Genomic DNA, 18,324 nt, shown 5'->3' on the forward strand with positions numbered 1-18,324 from the left:
GGGGGACGAGGTTGCAGGGGCAGGTGGGGCCGCCCTTGTTGTGCTCGGTCGCGTGGTCGAGGTCGCACCTGGTGGCGGGGGTGGTGCAGCTGGGGAAGCGGCAGGTGTGGTCGCGCAGCTGCACGCGCACCCGGTGGCGGTCGGGGATCTCGTAGGAGTCCACCGGCGTGCAGTCCGCCAGGTCGATGACCGGGCGGACGATGATCGTCGAGCCCGGGAGGGAGAGCCACTCCCTGATCTGTCCCGCGAGGACCGGTCCCCGGGTTTCCTCGCACCGCCCGACCGGGTTCTCACCCGTCAGGGTGGTGTCGGTGATGTGGAGATTGAGCACGCTGCGGCGGCCCGGGGACTTGGCGAGGACTTCGCCGGTGTCGGGATCACTCAGGATGAGGTCGAGCGACAGGTCCTGGCGGGCGAGCTCGCCAGCGGCCTTCGACCGCCGCACGTCCAACGACGAGTCGTCGCCGAGCTGGCCGAGAAGCGCTGCCCGCCGGCTGATGCTCTGGTTGAGGTCGTGGCCGTCGGCGGCGTCCATCAACGCGTCGACGTAGACGAGACCGTTGTCGTCGACTTCGGAGATGGTGAACCTGCGGCGGTCGGCGGCCTCCTGTCGTTCCAGCTCCGCCCGCTCCGGGTCGAACCGGGCAATCGCCTCCGCAACCAAGCGGTCGATCTGTGCCCAGGTCACGGACTCGACGGCGATGGCGAGCTGGTGGTCTACCCACGCCGCTGCCCGCTGGGTCAGCGGGTGGGTGAGCTCGGGTCAGCGGGTGGGTGAGCTCGGCGATCCGCAGCGCCCGCCACGGAGCCAGGCGCCCGTCCAGGGCCGCGGCGTAGAGCTCCGGCAACCGCCAGGCGCACTCGAAGATCTTGCCGACGTAGAGCCGGCCGCCATCGGGGGTGCGGCCGAGGACGGCGATGAGCTCCATCAGCGCGAACTCCGACACCAGCGGCGCGCCGGGTCCGGCGATGGGGATGCCGGTGTCGAGGAACCCGTCCCGCACGGTTGCGGCTTCGTTGGTGCGGTCGACGGTGTTGGCCTCGGCCCAGGCGACGATGTTGCGCCACTCGCTGACCTCGAGCTGGTTGCGCGCCTCGGACTCATCAGCGATCCGCGACAGCAGCGATGCTGTCGAGACCTTCGACGAAGGGCTGGTTCCGAGCTCCATGACTGGATTCTTCCAGAGACCACCGACACTTTGATTCGCCGGAAACCCGCCTGTGGACTGGAGATTCTCCGTCCACGGACCGGCTTGAAGGCCCGGTGGTTTCGAGGCTCCTCGCTGGCGCTCGTCGCACCTCAACCACCGGGAGACCACCGGCGCTCGGCGCGATCAACCCAACCCAGCTACGCGACCGCAGGCCGACATGCGGACCCGACCACGTCCCCAGCCCTCCTCGTCGCTGCCTTTCGGAGCTGTACCGGCTACGCGACCCGAAGGTCGCGGGCACCCGCCACGAAGCTGCCGGACTGCAACCCGACCGCCGGACCCAGCCACCCGCCGTACTCCCTCGTCGCTGCGGTTGAGAACTGCACCGGCTACGAGACCGCAGCTTCTGGAGATGCCCCGGCCTGCAGGCGCCGGAGCCGACGTCGACGACAAGACCCCCCCGTAGGAGAATTCACTCGCACAGAACCCGCCGAGGCCGGACAATCGACGGTTGTGGGTCACGTAGAGGTTGCCGGCGTCCGGTACGAGCTCCCCGACGGTCGGGTGCTCCTCGACGACGTCTCCTTCCGGGTCGGGGAGGGGGCGAAGGTCGCGCTGGTGGGGGCCAACGGGGCAGGCAAGACGACGCTGTTCCGGATCATCACCGGCGAGCTGACGCCGCACGCGGGGACCGTGGTGCGCTCGGGCGGGCTGGGGGTGATGCGGCAGATGGTCGACCGCGAGCTGGGGGAGCGGCCGACGGTCGCGGACCTGCTGCTCGCGCTGGCGCCGGAGCGGGTGCGCCGGGCGGCCGCGGGGGTCGACCGGTGCGAGCTGGCGCTGATGGACACCGACGACGAGCGGACCCAGATCGCCTACGCAACGGCGCTGGCGGAGTACGCCGACGCGGGTGGGTACGACGTCGAGGTGGTCTGGGACGTGTGCAGCGTCAAGGCGCTGGGCGTGCCCTTCGACCGTGCGAAGTACCGCGAGCTCAGGACGCTCTCCGGTGGGGAGCAGAAGCGGCTGGTGCTGGAGTACCTGCTCGCTGGTCCCGAAGAGGTGCTGCTTCTCGACGAGCCGGACAACTTCCTCGACGTGCCCGGCAAGATCTGGCTGGAGCAGCGGATCGCCGGCTCGGAGAAGACGATCCTGTTCATCAGCCACGACCGCGAGCTGCTCGCCAACTGCGCCACGCACGTGGTCACCGTCGAGCTCGGCGCCGGCGGTGGCGGCAACAGCGCCTGGACGCACGCGGGCGGGTTCACGTCGTACCACGAGGCCCGCAAGGACCGCTTCGCCCGCTTCGCGGAGCTGCGGCGGCGCTGGGACGAGGAGCACGCGAAGCTCAAGGCGCTCGTGCTGCGGCTGAAGGTGAAGGCGGAGTACAACGACGGCATGTCGTCGCAGTACCGCGCGGCGCAGACCCGGCTCCGCAAGTTCGAGGAGGCCGGGCCGCCGACGGAGCAGCCGCGCGAGCAGCAGGTGACGATGCGGCTGTCCGGTGCGCGCACCGGCAAGCGGGCGGTCGTCTGCGAGGACCTCGAGCTCACCGGGTTGATGAAGCCGTTCGACCTCGAGGTCTGGTACGGCGACCGGCTGGCCGTGCTGGGCTCCAACGGCTCGGGCAAGTCCCACTTCCTGCGGCTGCTCGCCGCGGGCGGGAGCGACCCCGACGTGGAGCACCGGCCGGTGGGTGACGTGGAGATCGCGCCCGTGCGGCACTCCGGACGGGCACGGCTCGGGGCGCGCGTGCGGCCGGGCTGGTTCGTGCAGACCCACGAGCACCCGGAGCTCGTCGGCCGCACGCTGCTGGAGATCCTGCACCGCGGCGACGGCACCCCCAACGGACGCCAGGGCATGCCGCGCGAGCAGGCCAGCCGCGTGCTGGACCGCTACGAGCTGGCGGCGAGCGCGGAGCAACGCTTCGAGTCGCTCTCCGGTGGCCAGCAGGCGCGCTTCCAGATCCTCCTGCTCGAGCTGTCCGGAGCCACGCTGCTGCTGCTCGACGAGCCCACCGACAACCTCGACGTGCAGTCGGCCGAGGCGCTCGAGGAGGGGCTCGAGGCGTTCGAGGGCACGGTCGTCGCGGTGACCCACGACCGCTGGTTCGCCCGCGGGTTCGACCGGTTCTGCGTGTTCGGCTCGGACGGATCGGTCTACGAGTCCGACGCGCCTGTGTGGGACGAGGGCCGCGTGGAGCGGGTCCGATGAGTGCCGGGGGGACGGTGGACGTCGTCGAGCTGACCGCGGCCGACGCCGACGCCCTGCGTGACTGGGCGGCGGTCACCGCGGAGTCGGCACGCCACGAGGTCGGCGACCACGCGACGGCGTGGGCCTACGAGGAGCTCCTCGCCGTGCTGCAGAACCCCTCACGGGCGCGACGCGAGCAGTTCTTCGTCGCGCGCCGCGACGGCGAGGTCGTCGGGACGACCTGGCTGGCCATGCCGCTGCTCGATAACCTCGACTCGGCGCAGGTCGACGTCCACGTCCGGCCCGACCAGCGCCGCCGCGGCACCGGGTCGGTGCTGCTGCGCCACGCCGAGCACGTCGCAGCCGCGGCGGGCCGCACCCGGCTCGACGCGGAGGCGCAGTGGCCGCACACCGGTCCCGCCGACGGAGCGGGTACGCCGGGCGTGGAGCTCCTCCGGGCCCACGGCTACGCGTTCGGGATCGGCGACGTGCAGCGGGAGCTGCCGCTCCCGGTCGACGACGCACTGCTGGCCGAGCTGGCCGGGGAGACCGCACCGCACCACCGCGACTACCGCCTGGAGTCGTGGGCGGGGCCGGTGCCCGACGACCTCGTCGAGGGCTGGCTCGCGGTGGTCAACACGCTGATGACCGAGGCGCCGACCGGCGGGATGGAGCGCGAGGAGGAGGCCGTCGACGTCGCCGCCTTCCGGGCGTCCGAGGCGCTCCTCGCGGCCCAGGGCCGCACCGCGTGGCGCACCGCCGCCCTCGACCGCGACGGGACGGTCGTCGCCTACACCGAGATGATCCTGCCGTCGTACGAGACGCGCTTCGTCTACCAGTGGGGCACCCTCGTGCGCCGCGACCACCGCGGCCACCGGCTCGGCACGGCGGTGAAGGTCGCCAACCACCGGGCGCTCCAGGCCGGCGCCGACGTCGCGGGACGTCGCGTCGTCACGTGGAACGCCGAGGTCAACGACCACATGATCGGCATCAACGAGCGGCTCGGGTTCGTCGTGACCTGCCGCGCGGGGGAGCTGCAGAAGAGGCTCACCGGGTAATTCGCTTGGTTCTGGCCGACGCGGGTGCGACGGTGGTCGTGGTCACCGAAGTGCGACGGAAGGACGGCCCATGGCTGCCAGCAACGCGAACGACGACCTCAAGGCCAAGATGCGCGAGGCCCTGGACCGCAAGAACCAGAAGGAGCAGGGCGTCCACGAGGACGGCCCGGTGCGCGAGAAGGCGCACGGCTCCGAGGTGGTGGGCGGTGCCCCGAAGATGCACCGTCGCAAGGCGGGTGGCGGCGGGTCCTGACGCAGGACCGTCCGGCTCAGCCGTCCGAGCCGAGCTCCAGCTCGGTCGTCCCCTCCTCGCCCCCGCGGACGTAGGTCACCTCGACGGTGTCCCCGGGGCGGTAGGAGCGCACGGTCGCGATCAGGGCCTCCGTGTCGTCGATGCGGTGGTCGCCGATCGCGATGATCACGTCACCGTCGCGCAGGCCGGCGTCCGCGGCAGCCGAGTCGTCATCGATCCGCTCGATCCGGGCGCCGCGCACCGACGGGTCGCTCGATCCCGCCTGGCCCGCGGCGTCGGAGACCTGGATGCCGAGCCGGGCGTGGGTCGGCGCCTCGCCGGCGCGGATCTGCTCGATGATCGGCAACACCTCGTCGATCGGGATCGCGAAGCCCAGGCCGATGGAGCCGGCCTCGCTGCCGAACGCCGACCCGGTCGAGCGGATCGAGGCGTTGATGCCGACGAGCTGGCCGTCCATGTTGACCAGCGGGCCGCCGCTGTTGCCGGGGTTGATCGCGGCGTCGGTCTGGATGGCGGGGTACGCCGTCACGTTGCCCTGCTGGTCGCGGCCGACCTCGACGGGGCGGTCCAGGGCGCTGACGATGCCGCTGGTGACGGTCGCGTCGAGCCCGAAGGGTGACCCGATCGCGACGACCTGCTCGCCGACGTCGAGGTTGCCCGACTTGCCGATGGTGACGGGCGTGAGGTCCTCGACGCCGTCGACCTTCACCAGGGCGGTGTCGGTGAGCGGGTCGGTGCCGATCACCTTCGCGCTGGTCCGGGTGCCGTCGCTGAAGGCCGCGGTGATCCGGGCCTGGTCGGCGGGGATCGCGCCGCCGAGCGTCACCACGTGGTCGTTGGTGAGGATCGTCCCGTCCGAGTCGATCACGACACCCGACCCGCCGCCGCTCCCCCCGGGCGCCGAGACCTCCAGCGCGACGACGGACGGCAGGACCGTCGCCGCGACGGACTCGACGCTGCCGTCGGCGGCAGGTCGGTCGCCGTTGTCGGCCACCTGGAGCGGTGCGCCGGGCCCGCTCGCGGGGACCGCGTCGTCGCTCAGCGCGTCGTAGAGCGCCGCTCCGCCGACCCCGGCCCCGCCCCCGACCAGGAGCGCACCCGTCAGCACCAGCGCCGCGAACCCCGAGCGCCGCGGCCGTCGCGTGGCGTACGACGGCGGCGGGCCGCTCGGGGGGAGGAAGGGTGGTGCGGGCGGTGTCGTCGGGCCCGTCGACGGCGTCGGCGGGAGCTCCTGCGTGGACGAAGTCGAAGGCGGGACCTGGGTCATGCCTCCAGTGTGCGTCGGTCGGCTGTGATCCCCCTGAGACGCCGGTGAGGGTTCGCTCAGACCTCGGGAGGTGTCCGCGCTGCGTGTCTAGTGCACAAAGTCGCGTAAGACACTGTACATTTGCCGGTCATGTCCACCACCCACGTGCAGACGACGACGCACGGCGTGCGCCGATGGGCCGGCCTCGCCGTCAGCCTGGGCGTGCTCGTCGCGGTGTGGTGGCTGGTCGCTGCCGCGGACCTCGTCGAGCCCGGCTACCTGACGCCCACCCCGAAGGAGGTGTGGGACGCCTTCGTCCGAGCGAACACCTACCACCCGATCGGCGGGGGAGTGGACCGCGTCGTGCGCGGCGAGGAGCACTACTTCCTCTGGGAGCACCTGCTCGTCAGCCTGCGGCGCATCGGGCTCGGCCTGCTGCTCGGCGCGGCGGTCGGCGTACCCCTCGGCCTGGTCATGGGCACAGTGCGCTGGGTCGGTGACCTCGTCGGGCCGTACGTCGACTTCCTGCGCTCGCTGCCGCCGCTGGCCTACATCGGCTTCCTCGTGGCGTGGTTCGGCATCTACGACACCTCGAAGGTGTGGCTGCTCGTGCTCGCGGCGTTCCCGCCGATCACGCTCGCGACGATCAACGGGGTGCGAGGGGTGCGCGAGGACCAGCTCAACGCCGCCCGCAGCCTCGGCGCCTCGGGGCTGCAGCTGACCACCCAGGTGGTCCTCCCCGCGGCGCTGCCGGACATCCTGTCCGGCCTCCGCGTGGCCGTCGGCTTCGCGTGGACCACGGTCGTGGCCGCGGAGCTCGTCAACGGCCTGCCGGGCATCGGTGGCCTGGCCTACCTCTCGGGAACGCAGAACAAGATCGCGCTGTCGGTCGCCTGCATCCTCGTCATCGGCCTCACCGCGATCGCCCTTGACGCCGTCATCCGCACCATCGAGAGGCTCGTCGTCCCCTGGCGAGGAAAGGCCTGACCATGAAGACCTCCCGCACCGTCCTGCGCCGCACCGGCGCTGCCGCCCTCCTCGCGGCCGTCCTCCCGCTCGCTGCCTGCAGCCTCGGGGAGGACAGCGAGGCCGCGTCGGCCAGCGACTGCCCCTTCACCGCCGACGAGTCGGTCGAGGGCACGATCCGCATCGGCTACCAGAAGATCCCGAACGGCGACGTCGTCGTGAAGGACCAGGGCATCCTCGAGGCCTGTCTGCCGAACGCCACGATCGAGTGGAACAACTTCGCCTCCGGCGGTGACGTGGTGCAGGCCTTCGGCGCCGGCAGCATCGACCTCGGCCTGGCCGGCTCGTCGCCCTCCACCAAGGCGCTCTCCGAGCCGCTCAGCCTGCCGGTCAAGGTGGTCTGGATCCACGACCTCATCGGCGAGGCCGAGTCGCTGATCGTCCGCGACGGCATCGCCACCGACATCAAGGGACTCAAGGGCGGCACGATCGCCACGCCGTTCGGCTCGACCGCCCACTACTCGCTGCTGCAGGCGATCGCCGACGCCGGCGAGGACCCGGCCGACTACAAGCTGGTCAACAGCGAGCCGGAGCAGATCGCGCCCGCTTGGGGCAAGGGCGACGTCGACGCTGCGTGGGTGTGGGACCCGACCCTGTCCGAGCTGGAGAAGCAGGGCGGCACCGTCATCCTGTCCAGCAAGGACACCGCCGAGGCCGGCAAGCCGACGTACGACCTCGGCCTGGCGAGCGCCAGCTTCATCGAGGAGAACGCCGCGGCGCTGGCGGTCTGGGTGAAGGCGCAGGACTTCGCCGTCGAGCAGATCCTGACCGACCCCGAGAAGGCTGCGGAGAGCGTCGCGGTCGAGGTCGGCGTCAGCACCGACGAGGCCCGGGCGCAGTTCGGCGGCCTGACCTACCTGCGCGCCTCGGAGCAGGCCGGCGACGACTGGCTCGGCAAGAAGCTCGGCGAGGACCTCCTCGCGACCGCGACCTTCCTGCTCGGCCAGGACGGCATCTCCGCCGTCGCCCCGGCCGCGACCTACAGCGACGGCGTCCACGCGGCCGCCGCCGCCTCCGTGAAGTGACCGCATGAGCAAGGGCATCAACGTCGCGGGCCTGGCGCACCAGTTCCGGGCCCGCGGCGGCGCGGTCCCCGCGCTCGACCGGATCGACCTCGAGATCGAGCCCGGCGAGCTGGTGACGCTCGCCGGGCCGTCCGGATGCGGGAAGACCACGCTGCTGCGGATGATCGCGGGCTTCGTCGCCCCTTCACAGGGATCGATCGTCGTCGGCGGTACCCCGGTGCGCGGCCCCGGACCCGACCGCGGGGTGGTGTTCCAGCAGCCGACGCTCTACCCGTGGCTCGACGTGCGTCGCAACGTCGCGCTCGGCCCGAGGCTGCGTGGCATCGGCAAGGCCGAACGGCTGGGGATCGCCGACCGCTACCTCGCCCTCGTGGGGCTGGCCGATGCCGCGGATCGCCGTCCCTACGAGCTCTCCGGCGGCATGCAGCAGCGTGCCCAGATCGCCCGCGTGCTGGCAGGCGACCCCGAGGTGGTCCTGATGGACGAGCCGTACGGGGCGCTGGACGCCCTGACCAGGGAGCGGCTGCAGAACGAGCTGCTCACCCTGTGGCGCGAGACCGGCAAGACCATCCTGTTCATCACCCACAGCGTCGACGAGGCCGTCTTCCTCGGTTCACGGGTGCTCGTGATGAGCCCTCGCCCCGGGCGCATCGTGCTCGACGAGCAGGTCCCGTTCTCGTCCGATGCCTCCCTGGCTCCGGACGAGGTCCGGGCCCTGCCCGCCTTCGCCGAGACCACCGCGCGGGTCCGCGTGGCGATCGCTCACTAGTCCCGCGCTAGACCTGCCGGTTCCGCTCGTCCCAGTAGGGCTTGCGCAGGTCGCGCTTGAGGATCTTGCCCGTCGGGTTGCGGGGGAGGGCGGGCACGACGTCGACGGACTTGGGTGCCTTGAAGTGGGCCAGCCGCTCGCGGGTCCACTCGATGAGCTCGACCTCGCTGGTGTCGGACCCCTCCTTCAGCGCGACCACGGCCTTGACCGCCTCGCCCCAGCGCTCGTCGGGGACACCGATGACCGCGACCTCGAGGACGGCCGGGTGCTCGGACAGCACCCGCTCGACCTCGGGGGAGTACACGTTCTCGCCGCCCGTGATGATCATGTCCTTGAGCCGGTCGGAGACGAACACGAAGCCGTCCTCGTCGACGTGGCCCATGTCGCCGGTGCGGAACCAGCCGTCGGCGGTGACCACCTCGGCGGTCGCCTCGGGCTTGTTGAGGAAGCCCTTCATCAGCTGCGGCGTGCGCAGCCAGATCTCGCCGTGCTCACCGGTCGGCACCTCCGCCAGCGTGGCCGGGTCGACGATGCGCACCTCGCACTCGGGCACCGGCTTGCCGGCCGAGAGCAGCCGCTCCGGGTGGCCGTCGGCCTCGGCGGTGCGGTGGTCCTCCGGCATGAGGTGGGTGGCGACGCCGGCGACCTCGGTGAGGCCGTAGACCTGGATGAAGTCGGTGTCCGGCCACGCCTCCATCGCGGCCCGCAGCAGCGGCGGCGGCATCGGCGCGGCGCCGTACGTGTAGGTCTTGAGGGCGCCGAACAGCTTGATCGCGTCCGGGCCCGCCTGCAGCACCTGCGCCAGCACGGCGGGCACGAGGAATGTGCGGTTGGCACCCGCGAGGATCGCGCCGGCCAGGGACGCGGCGTCGGGCTCACGGGTCATCACGCTGGGCACGCCGTCGTGGATGCCGAAGAGCACGTACGACGACCCGCCGACGTGGAACAACGGCATCGCGACCATCGACTTGTCACCGGGTTCGAAGCCCCAGCCGTCGTGGGCGTTGACGGTGTGCCGGACCATGTTGCGGTGCGTGAGCATCACGCCCTTCGGGCGGCCGGTGGTGCCCGAGGAGTACATGACCAGGCACACGTCGTCCTCGACGACGTCGGGGCCGTCGGCGCACGGCGTGGCCGCAGCCAGGAACTGCTCGTACTCGTCGTCGTCACCGCCGTCGGGGGTGACCTCGATGATCCGCTGCACGTCGGGCAGCCGGTCGCGGATCGCCTCGATGGTCGGCATCAGCTCGCGGCCGACGAAGAGCACCTTCGCGCCGGAGTCGTTGACGGCGTAGTCGATCTCGTCGCCGGCGGAGCGCCAGTTGATGATCGCGTTCGCGGCGCCGATCGAGCCGGCGGCGAGGCTGATCTCCACGCAGGCCGGGTGGTTCTTGTCCAGGAAGGACACGACGTCGCCCCGGGCGATGCCGAGGTCACGCAGGCCGCCGGCCGCACGGCGCACCCGGTCGTGCCACTGGGCCCACGTCCACGTGCGACCGAGGTAGGTCATCGCCTCGCCGTCGGGTGTCGCCTCGGCCCAGTGCCCGAGCCGGTCCTGGACGTACGTCGGCTCCGGCGGTGTGGCGGGCGGCCAGGCCTGGCGGCCGGTGGCTTCGGGGGCAGCTTCGGGGGCAGCTTCAGGGGCATTGTCGGGGGACTCCGTCATCGCACTCACCCGGCCGATTGTGTCCCACATCACAAGGGCAGACAACGACAACGGCCGTGGCCCGCCCCGGAACTTCCGGGGCCGGCCACGGCCGTGTGCCGTGCAGGGGCGTGGGTCAGGCCCAGCGCTCCTCGGCCGGGACGAAGTCGAGCGTCCGCGGGCCGGTGTAGATCTGCTTCGGGCGAGCGATCTTCTGCTCCTTGTCCTGCACGAGCTCCAGCCACTGCGCGAGCCAGCCGGGGGTGCGGCCGATCGCGAACAGCACGGTGAACATCTCGGGCGGGAACTCCAGGGCCTCGTAGATCAGGCCGGAGTAGAAGTCCACGTTCGGGTAGAGGCGGCGCTTGACGAAGTACTCGTCCTCGAGCGCGATCTTCTCGAGCTCCTGGGCGACCTCGAGGAGCGGGTTGACCCCGGTGACCTCGAAGACGTCGTCGCAGGCCTTCTTGATGATCTTGGCGCGCGGGTCGTAGTTCTTGTAGACGCGGTGGCCGAAGCCCATCAGCCGCTCGTCGCCGTTCTTCACGCCCTCGATGAAGGCGGGGATGTTCTCCTTGGTGCCGATGCGGCGCAGCATCTTCAGCACGGCCTCGTTGGCGCCGCCGTGCAGCGGGCCGAAGAGGGCGCCGATGCCGGCGGCGACGGCGGAGTACGGGTCGACCTGCGAGGAGCCCACCGAGCGGACCGCGTTGGTCGAGCAGTTCTGCTCGTGGTCGGCGTGCAGGATGAAGAGCACGTCGAGCGCCTTGACGATGCGCGGGTCGCCGGCGTACTTCGTCTCGCTCATCTTGAAGAGCATCGAGAGGAAGTTCTCGGCGTAGGACAGCTCGTTGTCCGGGTAGACGTACGGCTTGCCCTGCGCGTGGCGGAACGCCCACGCGCCGAGGGTCGGCATCTTGGCGATCATCCGGACGATCTGGATGTGGCGGTTGTCGGGGTCGTCGATGCGACCGGACTCCGGGTAGAACGTCGACAGGGCCCCCACCGACGCCATCAGCATCCCCATCGGGTGCGCGTCGTACCGGAAGCCCTGCATGAAGCTCTTGACGTTCTCGTGCACGAACGTGTGGAACGTGATCTCGTGCACCCAGGCGTCGTACTGCTCCTTGGTGGGCAGGTCGCCGTGGATGAGCAGGTACGCCACCTCGAGGAAGTTCGACTTCTCGGCGAGCTGCTCGATGGGGTACCCGCGGTACTCGAGGATGCCCTTGTCGCCATCGATGTAGGTGATGGCGCTCCGACAGGAAGCGGTGTTGACGAATCCGGGGTCGTAGGTGGCGAGGCCCGGCTCGTCGTCGTTGAGCTTGATCTGCCCGAGGTCGGCGGCCTTGATGGTGCCGTCGACGATCGGGATCTCGTACTCCGCGCCGGTGCGGTTGTCGCGAACGGTGAGAGAGTCAGTCACCCTTGCAACCTAGTCGCCCGGGTCACATCGCCGGTAGGCGGTGTCCCGATCCGTGGTTGGCGGGCCGCTCGTGCGGAGGCGCGGGCCGGTGATGGTGTACGGCGGCGTTTTGACCCCCTCCGTGGCCCGACCGTAATCTGGTTGGTCGCGTCACCTGCCGCTCCGGCGTCCTCGGCCCAGCCGAACCCGGGGCAGTCCCGGATCGCTCATGGATCGTCGTGAGACGAGCATGCGTGGGCCGGGCTGAGTTCGTCAGATGACGTCGGCCTCGCGAGAGGCACAGGCTGCCAGCGCCCGCTGGTGGTTACGAACTAGTGAGAGGGAACGCATCCATGCGTACCTACGCTCCCAAGCCCGGCGACGTCGAGCGCGCCTGGCTCGTGATCGATGCGACTGACGTCGTCCTCGGCAAGCTCGCGGTGACTGCCGCCAACCTGCTGCGCGGCAAGCACAAGCCGATCTTCGCGCCGAACACCGACACCGGTGACTACGTCATCGTCGTCAACGCCGAGAAGGTCGCCCTGTCGGGCAACAAGCGCGACAACAAGATGGTCTACCGCCACTCCGGCTTCCCGGGCGGTCTCACCGCCACGCCGATCGGCGAGGTCCTCGACAAGGACGCCCGCAAGGCCGTCGAGAAGGCCGTCTGGGGCATGCTCCCCAAGAACCGCCTCGGCCGCCAGATGATCAAGAAGCTGAAGGTCTACAACGGACCGGCCCACCCGCACCAGGCCCAGAAGGCCGTTCCCTACGAGATCTCCCAGATCTCCCAGTGACCTCTCGACTGATCTGAACGGACTGAGGATTTCAAGTGACTGAGAACACCAACGAGGTCGAGGAGACCTTCCAGACCGACGAGCAGGGTGTCGCCTACACCAGCGAGACCTCTCCGTCGGCCGCCACCGACGCGCGCCCGGCGACCATCGCCCCCGGCGCCGCCACCGGTCGCCGCAAGGAGGCCGTCGCCCGCGTCCGCCTCGTGCCCGGCACCGGCAGCTGGACCATCAACGGCCGCACGATCGAGGACTACTTCCCGAACAAGCTGCACCAGCAGGTCGTCAACGAGCCGTTCGCGGCTCTCGGCCTCGAGGGCCGCTTCGACGTGATCGCCCGCATCCACGGCGGCGGCATCACCGGCCAGGCCGGCGCGCTGCGCCTGGGCGTGGCCCGCTCGCTCAACGCGATCGACGTCGAGGCCAACCGCCCGACCCTGAAGAAGGCTGGTCTGCTGACCCGCGACGCCCGTGCGACCGAGCGCAAGAAGGCCGGTCTCAAGAAGGCCCGCAAGGCTCCGCAGTACTCGAAGCGCTGATCTCCGCAAGGCGATCACCACGACGGGGCCACGCACCGCTGCTGCGGTCCGTGGCCCCGTCGCCCGTTTTGCGGCCATGCTGTGCCGGGAACGGGCGACCACCAGCACCACCGCCGTACGCACGCCACCAGGACTAGCCACCAGGACAAGGGAGAACACGTGACCCGCATCTTCGGGACCGACGGGGTCCGCGGCCTGGCCAACGACAAGCTGACCGCCGAGCTGGCGCTGGACCTCGGCGTCGCCGCCGCCCGTGTGCTCGTCGAGCACGGTGACTTCGACCGCCCGCGCCCGCTGGCCGTGGTCGGGCGGGACACCCGCATCTCCGGGCAGTTCCTCGAGCACGCCGTCGTAGCCGGCCTCGCGGCGGCCGGGGTCGACGTGCTCCGGCTGCGGGTCCTCCCGACGCCCGGCGTCGCCTACTTCACCGACGCGCTCGGCGCCGACGTCGGCGTCGTCATCAGCGCCTCGCACAACCCGATGCCCGACAACGGCATCAAGTTCCTCGCCCGCGGCGGCGTGAAGCTCGACGACGCGCTCGAGCGGGAGATCGAGGAGCACCTCGGCCAGGAGTGGGACCGCCCCACCGGCGGTGCCGTCGGCCGGGTCACCCCCTACGGCCCCACCGTCGAGGAGTACGCCGCCCACCTGGTCGGCACGCTCGACGCCCCCGACTCCCGCCCGCTCGAGGGGCTGACCGTCGTCCTCGACTGCGCGCACGGTGCGGCCAGCAAGGTCGGCCCGCACGCGCTGCGCCTCGCCGGCGCCACCGTGATCACGATCGGTGCCGAGCCGGACGGCCTCAACATCAACGACGGCTGCGGCTCCACGCACCTCGACCCGCTGCGCAAGGCGGTCCTCGAGCACGGCGCCGACGCCGGCTTCGCGGTCGACGGTGACGCCGACCGCTGCCTGGCGGTCGACCACACCGGGGAGGTCGTCGACGGCGACCAGATCATGGCGATCCTCGCCCTCGCGCTCCAGGCCTCCGGGCGGCTGGCCGACGACACGCTCGTCGCGACCGTGATGAGCAACCTCGGCCTGGTGCAGGCGATGGCGGCGGCCGGCGTCACCGTGCGCCAGACCGCCGTCGGGGACCGCTACGTGCTCGAGGACATGCGCGCCGGCGGCTACTCGCTCGGCGGCGAGCAGTCCGGCCACGTCATCCTCCGTGACCACGCCACGACCGGCGACGGCCTGCTGACCGCGCTGCACGTGCTGCAGCGGATGGTCGCGACCGGCTCCACCCTGCAGGGGCTCGCCAGCGTGATGACCCGTCTCCCGCAGGTGCTCGTCAACGTCGGCGGCGTCGACCGCACCCGCACCGACGACGAGGCACTGCTCGCCGCCGTCGCCGAGGCGGAGGCCGAGCTCGGCGCGTCCGGGAGGGTGCTGCTGAGGCCGTCGGGCACCGAGCCGCTCGTCCGGGTCATGGTCGAGGCGCCGACCGCCGAGCAGGCGAGCGGCGTCGCCAACCGGCTCGCCGACGTGGTGCGCGAGCGGTTGGCGGTCGAGACGGCGTAGGGCCGGGGTCCGCCGCGGTCCTAGCATCGGGCCCATGAGCAACGAGCACGTCGACCACGCCGACCAGCGCCGGTCCCGCATCCGGACCGTCCTCGACGTCGACCAGACGATCACCAAGCTCGACGCGACCGCGGACCGGCTCAACCAGACCCTCGACACCTTCGGTGCGCTGCTGGTCGACTTCACCGCCGCGCTGCAGGACTTCAACGCCTCGGTCGCCGGGTTCAACGGCACGGTCGGGGAGTTCCACCAGGTCGTCGAGAAGGCCGATGGCCTGCTCGGCCGCGCCGACAAGCTGCTCGCGCCCCTCGCTGCCACGCAGCAGGTGGGCGACCAGCTCAAGGTCGCCAGCCAGCTCGCGGGCCAGGTCGCCGGCCAGGTGGCGTCGGCGGCCGTGAAGAAGGGCGTCGCGGCGGCCAAGGTTGCCCGTACCCAGGTGCCCGGCTGACCCTTTCGTGCGCAACCGGCGCCGGTTCACCGATCCGGTCGCCCGCGCCGCCCGGGAGACCTAGAGTCTCTGCATGGGCGTGATGCCGGGGCCGGGGGAGTCCTTCGGGCGGTACCGGGTCGTCGAGCGCCTCGGCCAGGGTGGGATGGGCGTGGTCCTGACCGCGGTGCACGAGGACCTCGGCCGCCGGGTCGCGCTCAAGCTGCTCGCGCCGCAGCTCGTCGGGTCGCCCGACATGGTGGCGCGCTTCCGCCGCGAGGCGCAGGCGCTGGCCCGGCTGGACTCGCCCCACGTGGTGCAGGTCTACGACACCGGCGAGCACGACGGCTGGCTCTACATCTCCACCCAGCTGATCCCCGACGGGGACCTCACCCAGCTGGTGAACGCGCGCGGCCCGCTGTCGCCTGCCGAGGCGCTGGAGCTGCTCGACCACGTGCTGGCGGGGCTCGCGGACGCGCATGCCGTCGGGCTGCTGCACCGCGACGTGAAGCCCAGCAACGTGCTGCTGCGGCGCGAGGCGTCCGGCCTGCGCGCCTACCTCTGCGACTTCGGGATCGCCCAGGCGACCGACGTCGTCAACACCGAGCAGACCGCCGGCGTCATCGGCACCTGGGCCTACCTGGCGCCCGAGCGCTTCGACGGCCACCCGGCCACGGTCCGCACCGACCTGTACGCCGCGGGCTGCGTCCTGTGGTTCCTGGTCACGGGCCGGCTGCCCTACGAGGGAACGATGGTGCAGCTGGCGCTGGCCCACCAGAGCGCGCCGATCCCACAGCTGCCCGGCACCGACCCGTGGAGCCACGCAGTCAATCAGCTGCTGCGCCGCTCGATGGCCAAGGACCCGGCCGACCGCTTCTCCAGCGCGCAGGAGATGCAGGCGTTCCTGCGGTCGGTGCGCAGCGTGGCCACGAACGGTCCGTCCAGGCCGGCCGCGCCGACGGTGATGTCGTCGGCCCGGACCGGGGGTGGCCGCACGCTGCAGTCGACCCACGACCGCGACGCACCGCAGGGACGGCCGCCGCCGCCGGCCATCCCCGCCGGCCCGGGACCGGCCACGCCGGTGCCGCCGCGCCGCCGTTCCCGCCTCGTGGTCGCCGGTGTCGTGCTCGCCGTGCTGCTCGTCGCCGGTGGCACGGCCGCAGCACTGGCCCTGGGTGGGGTGTTCTCCGACGACACTGGCGGGCCGACGGCCGGGACCACCGCCGACCCCGGCAGCGAGCCGGTCAGTGAGCCGGTCAGCGAGCCGGTGAGCGAGGGTGGCAGCGCGGGTGAGGTCGGCCCCCGGTGCTGGAACGCACCCGAGCGGGTCGTCGCCTCCCTCGACGAGTGCAGCGAGGCGTTCGGCCTGCCCGGCCTGTTCTGGGCGTTCCCCGAGCTCACCCGCGACGAGCCCTGCTACGACGCCGGCGGCGCCGTACGACGGCCCGCGCTGTGGAAGTGCAACGTCAACCTGTCCGACGGCACTCCCGCGGAGGTCAACTACTCGCTGTGGGGCAGCGACGCGGGCGGGCTGCCGCACTACGTCGGGGAGTCGGGCACCGATCCCGAGACGGTCGAGGTGGACGGCGAGCCGGCGTACTACCGCTGGCGCTACCACGACGCCGCCAAGCAGCTCGAGAAGCTCGTGGTGCTCTACATCGACTACCGCTTCGGCTTCACGGTCTACGTCCCGGAGGGCAAGGACCCGCAGCAGGCCGTCGACGAGGGCAAGGTGCGCTTCCGCCCGCCGGACGAGATGCGTGGGGTGGTCTCGGGCGGCTAGCCGGCCCGGTCGTGCTGGCCCGTGCGATGAGTGAGCCGGGGGAGCCCGGTCGGTACGTGCAGCAGCCCCCGACCGGAGGGCGGACCCGAACAGGAGGACCCCATGACCTCGGTACGCACCCACCTGTGGTTCGGCAACGACAAGGCCGTCGAGGCCGCACACTTCTACGCCGAGCACATCCCCGGCTCGTCGGTCGACAAGGTGACCACCGCGCGCAGCGGCCCGGACGACCGGGTCGCCGACGTCGTCGAGTTCACCGTCGCCGGCCACCCGGTCGTCGGCCTCAACGCCGGCCCGCACTTCCACCTCGACGAGGCGTTCTCGTTCTACCTCAGCGTCGAGGGACAGGCGGAGGTCGACCACTACTGGGACATCCTGACCGCCGACGGCGGCGAGCCCGGTGCCTGCGGCTGGTGCAAGGACAAGTACGGCGTCTCGTGGCAGGTCATCCCGCGCGAGCTCGAGGAGCTCTCCGGTGACTACTCGACCGACGCCAGCCAGCGGGTGTGCGCAGCGATGCTGACGATGCAGAAGATCGACGTGGCCGCGCTACAGGCCGCGTACGACGGCGACTGACGCAGCCGACCGGCGCCGCTGCCACCCGACCAGCGGCGTCTGAGAACCGGCCCGGCGGCAACCGGAGGAGCATGGGACGCCTGCTCACCGTCGGCCACGGCACCCTCGACCGGGACGGCCTCGCGGCACTGCTCGCCGGTGCCGACGTCGAGCTGCTGGTCGACGTACGCCGCTTCCCCGGCAGCCGGCGCAACCCGGACGTGGCCACGGACGCGCTGGCCCGATGGCTCCCCGAGGCCGGCATCGACTACCGCTGGGACGAGCGCCTGGGCGGCCGGCGCCGCCGCGGGCCCGACGACGACCCGGAGGGCGACCGCTGGTGGCGCGTCGAGGCGTTCCGTGCCTACGCCGCGCACACCCGCACCCCGGAGTTCCTGGCCGCGCTCGACGACCTCGCCACGGACACGGCAGGGCGGACGACGACGGCGATCATGTGCAGTGAGAGCGTCTGGTGGCGGTGCCACCGCAGGCTGGTCTCCGACGCGGCCCTGCTGCTACGCGGCATCGCCGTCGCCCACCTCGCCCACGACGGCCGGACGACGCCGCACGAGCCGTCGGAGGGTGCTGAGGTGCGCGTCGGCGAGCTCCACTACGACGCGGCGGGAGCGTGACCGCGGTGGACGAGGAGTACGTCGAAGCGGTGCTCGCGCTGGTCGAGCAGGTGCCGCCCGGTCGGGTCACGACGTACGGCGACCTCGCCCGAGCCGTCGGCTCGGCGGGTCCGCGCCAGGTCGGCCGGGTGATGGCGCTGCACGGCGACGCCGTGCCGTGGTGGCGCGTGGTGCACGCGGACGGCCGGCCCGCGACCTGCCACGGCGGCACTGCCGTCGACCGCCTCCGCGCCGAGGGTGTGGCGTTCGTCGACGGGCGCCGGGTGGACCTGACGGCGGCCCGGGTCGGCTGACCCGGG

18 protein-coding genes and 1 pseudogene are annotated in these 18,324 nt (G+C 71.7%); 15 read left to right on the forward strand and 4 right to left on the reverse strand.

Features of this window, described 5'->3' with window-relative positions; translation table 11 throughout:
* Nucleotides 1–688 (reverse strand): annotated as a pseudogene (locus NOCJ54_RS0100005) (HNH endonuclease signature motif containing protein); the annotation flags it as partial.
* 230 nt (nt 689–918) lie between these two features.
* Here NOCJ54_RS0100005 and NOCJ54_RS0100010 point away from each other — a divergent pair.
* From NOCJ54_RS0100010 to NOCJ54_RS0100025, 4 genes are all read left to right on the forward strand, one after another.
* The gene (locus NOCJ54_RS0100010) at nt 919–1,203 is read left to right on the forward strand and encodes a hypothetical protein (RefSeq protein WP_028653796.1); all 285 of its coding nucleotides are present in this window, start codon (nt 919–921) and stop codon (nt 1,201–1,203) included.
* Nucleotides 1,204–1,664: 461 nt separating this feature from the next.
* Nucleotides 1,665–3,365, forward strand: a complete 1,701-nt coding sequence (locus NOCJ54_RS0100015) for an ABC-F family ATP-binding cassette domain-containing protein (RefSeq protein WP_028653797.1) — start codon at nt 1,665–1,667, stop codon at nt 3,363–3,365.
* Complete coding sequence (locus NOCJ54_RS23065; protein WP_084254826.1) at nt 3,362–4,402, forward strand: GNAT family N-acetyltransferase; 1,041 nt, start codon at nt 3,362–3,364, stop codon at nt 4,400–4,402. The genes NOCJ54_RS0100015 and NOCJ54_RS23065 overlap by 4 nt, the downstream gene beginning before the upstream one ends.
* 70 nt (nt 4,403–4,472) lie before the next feature.
* Nucleotides 4,473–4,655 (forward strand): DUF5302 domain-containing protein, encoded by a 183-nt coding sequence (locus NOCJ54_RS0100025; RefSeq protein WP_028653798.1) that lies wholly within the window; start codon nt 4,473–4,475, stop codon nt 4,653–4,655.
* Nucleotides 4,656–4,671: 16 nt separating this feature from the next.
* Here the strand turns inward: NOCJ54_RS0100025 and NOCJ54_RS23070 are convergent, their stop codons facing one another.
* Complete coding sequence (locus NOCJ54_RS23070) at nt 4,672–5,922, reverse strand: S1C family serine protease (protein WP_051485295.1); 1,251 nt, start codon at nt 5,920–5,922, stop codon at nt 4,672–4,674.
* A 129-nt stretch (nt 5,923–6,051) separates the two neighbouring features.
* On the opposite strand from NOCJ54_RS23070, the gene NOCJ54_RS0100035 reads away from it, so the two are divergent.
* Genes NOCJ54_RS0100035 through NOCJ54_RS0100045 form a run of 3 tightly spaced genes read left to right on the forward strand, consistent with a single transcriptional unit; the run spans nt 6,052 to nt 8,721 of the window.
* Complete coding sequence (locus NOCJ54_RS0100035; RefSeq protein WP_084254827.1) at nt 6,052–6,888, forward strand: ABC transporter permease; 837 nt, start codon at nt 6,052–6,054, stop codon at nt 6,886–6,888.
* 2 nt (nt 6,889–6,890) lie between these two features.
* Nucleotides 6,891–7,952 (forward strand): taurine ABC transporter substrate-binding protein, encoded by a 1,062-nt coding sequence (locus tag NOCJ54_RS23075; protein ID WP_036516307.1) that lies wholly within the window; start codon nt 6,891–6,893, stop codon nt 7,950–7,952.
* A gap of 4 nt (nt 7,953–7,956) precedes the next feature.
* Complete coding sequence (locus NOCJ54_RS0100045; protein ID WP_028653800.1) at nt 7,957–8,721, forward strand: ABC transporter ATP-binding protein; 765 nt, start codon at nt 7,957–7,959, stop codon at nt 8,719–8,721.
* Nucleotides 8,722–8,728: 7 nt separating this feature from the next.
* On the opposite strand, the gene NOCJ54_RS23080 is transcribed toward NOCJ54_RS0100045, so the two are convergent.
* Nucleotides 8,729–10,387 carry a long-chain-fatty-acid--CoA ligase gene (locus NOCJ54_RS23080; RefSeq protein ID WP_084254828.1) on the reverse strand — a complete coding sequence of 553 codons (1,659 nt, stop codon included), beginning with the start codon at nt 10,385–10,387 and terminating at the stop codon, nt 8,729–8,731.
* 115 nt (nt 10,388–10,502) lie between these two features.
* A complete protein-coding gene (locus NOCJ54_RS0100055; RefSeq protein ID WP_028653801.1) occupies nt 10,503–11,792 on the reverse strand; it encodes a citrate synthase in 1,290 nt (429 codons plus the stop codon).
* 332 nt (nt 11,793–12,124) lie between these two features.
* Here NOCJ54_RS0100055 and rplM point away from each other — a divergent pair, with 332 nt between their 5' ends.
* The 8 genes from rplM (at nt 12,125) to NOCJ54_RS0100095 (ending at nt 18,318) form a co-directional block, all read left to right on the forward strand.
* Nucleotides 12,125–12,568 (forward strand): 50S ribosomal protein L13, encoded by a 444-nt coding sequence (gene rplM / locus NOCJ54_RS0100060; RefSeq protein WP_028653802.1) that lies wholly within the window; start codon nt 12,125–12,127, stop codon nt 12,566–12,568.
* Between the two features lie 35 nt (nt 12,569–12,603).
* Nucleotides 12,604–13,104: a 30S ribosomal protein S9 gene (rpsI, locus tag NOCJ54_RS0100065; RefSeq protein WP_028653803.1), complete on the forward strand. Its 501-nt coding sequence runs from the start codon at nt 12,604–12,606 to the stop codon at nt 13,102–13,104.
* Nucleotides 13,105–13,263: 159 nt separating this feature from the next.
* Nucleotides 13,264–14,628 carry a phosphoglucosamine mutase gene (glmM, locus tag NOCJ54_RS0100070; protein WP_028653804.1) on the forward strand — a complete coding sequence of 455 codons (1,365 nt, stop codon included), beginning with the start codon at nt 13,264–13,266 and terminating at the stop codon, nt 14,626–14,628.
* 34 nt (nt 14,629–14,662) lie between these two features.
* Nucleotides 14,663–15,076: a hypothetical protein gene (locus tag NOCJ54_RS0100075; RefSeq protein WP_028653805.1), complete on the forward strand. Its 414-nt coding sequence runs from the start codon at nt 14,663–14,665 to the stop codon at nt 15,074–15,076.
* A 73-nt stretch (nt 15,077–15,149) separates the two neighbouring features.
* Nucleotides 15,150–16,838 (forward strand): serine/threonine-protein kinase, encoded by a 1,689-nt coding sequence (locus tag NOCJ54_RS0100080; RefSeq protein WP_028653806.1) that lies wholly within the window; start codon nt 15,150–15,152, stop codon nt 16,836–16,838.
* A gap of 102 nt (nt 16,839–16,940) precedes the next feature.
* Entirely contained in the window at nt 16,941–17,414 is a 474-nt protein-coding gene (locus tag NOCJ54_RS0100085) for a VOC family protein (RefSeq protein WP_028653807.1), read from the forward strand.
* A gap of 71 nt (nt 17,415–17,485) precedes the next feature.
* A complete protein-coding gene (locus NOCJ54_RS0100090; protein WP_028653808.1) occupies nt 17,486–18,025 on the forward strand; it encodes a DUF488 domain-containing protein in 540 nt (179 codons plus the stop codon).
* Nucleotides 18,022–18,318: an MGMT family protein gene (locus tag NOCJ54_RS0100095; RefSeq protein ID WP_028653809.1), complete on the forward strand. Its 297-nt coding sequence runs from the start codon at nt 18,022–18,024 to the stop codon at nt 18,316–18,318. The genes NOCJ54_RS0100090 and NOCJ54_RS0100095 overlap by 4 nt, the downstream gene beginning before the upstream one ends.
* Nucleotides 18,319–18,324: the final 6 nt, after the last annotated feature.

The organism is Nocardioides sp. J54, assembly GCF_000519005.1.
GTDB lineage: Bacteria > Actinomycetota > Actinomycetes > Propionibacteriales > Nocardioidaceae > Nocardioides.

Bases quoted from the DNA above. Each gene is read 5' to 3' on its own strand.
- NOCJ54_RS0100010 (WP_028653796.1), top strand. From the start codon at position 919: ATGAGCTCCATCAGCGCGAACTCCGACACCAGCGGCGCGCCGGGTCCG.
- NOCJ54_RS23065 (WP_084254826.1), top strand. From the start codon at position 3,362: ATGAGTGCCGGGGGGACGGTGGACGTCGTCGAGCTGACCGCGGCCGAC.
- NOCJ54_RS0100025 (WP_028653798.1), top strand. From the start codon at position 4,473: ATGGCTGCCAGCAACGCGAACGACGACCTCAAGGCCAAGATGCGCGAG.
- NOCJ54_RS23070 (WP_051485295.1), bottom strand. From the start codon at position 5,922: ATGACCCAGGTCCCGCCTTCGACTTCGTCCACGCAGGAGCTCCCGCCG.
- NOCJ54_RS0100035 (WP_084254827.1), top strand. From the start codon at position 6,052: ATGTCCACCACCCACGTGCAGACGACGACGCACGGCGTGCGCCGATGG.
- NOCJ54_RS23075 (WP_036516307.1), top strand. From the start codon at position 6,891: ATGAAGACCTCCCGCACCGTCCTGCGCCGCACCGGCGCTGCCGCCCTC.
- NOCJ54_RS0100045 (WP_028653800.1), top strand. From the start codon at position 7,957: ATGAGCAAGGGCATCAACGTCGCGGGCCTGGCGCACCAGTTCCGGGCC.
- NOCJ54_RS23080 (WP_084254828.1), bottom strand. From the start codon at position 10,387: ATGACGGAGTCCCCCGACAATGCCCCTGAAGCTGCCCCCGAAGCTGCC.
- rplM (WP_028653802.1), top strand. From the start codon at position 12,125: ATGCGTACCTACGCTCCCAAGCCCGGCGACGTCGAGCGCGCCTGGCTC.
- NOCJ54_RS0100075 (WP_028653805.1), top strand. From the start codon at position 14,663: ATGAGCAACGAGCACGTCGACCACGCCGACCAGCGCCGGTCCCGCATC.
- NOCJ54_RS0100080 (WP_028653806.1), top strand. From the start codon at position 15,150: ATGGGCGTGATGCCGGGGCCGGGGGAGTCCTTCGGGCGGTACCGGGTC.
- NOCJ54_RS0100085 (WP_028653807.1), top strand. From the start codon at position 16,941: ATGACCTCGGTACGCACCCACCTGTGGTTCGGCAACGACAAGGCCGTC.
- NOCJ54_RS0100090 (WP_028653808.1), top strand. From the start codon at position 17,486: ATGGGACGCCTGCTCACCGTCGGCCACGGCACCCTCGACCGGGACGGC.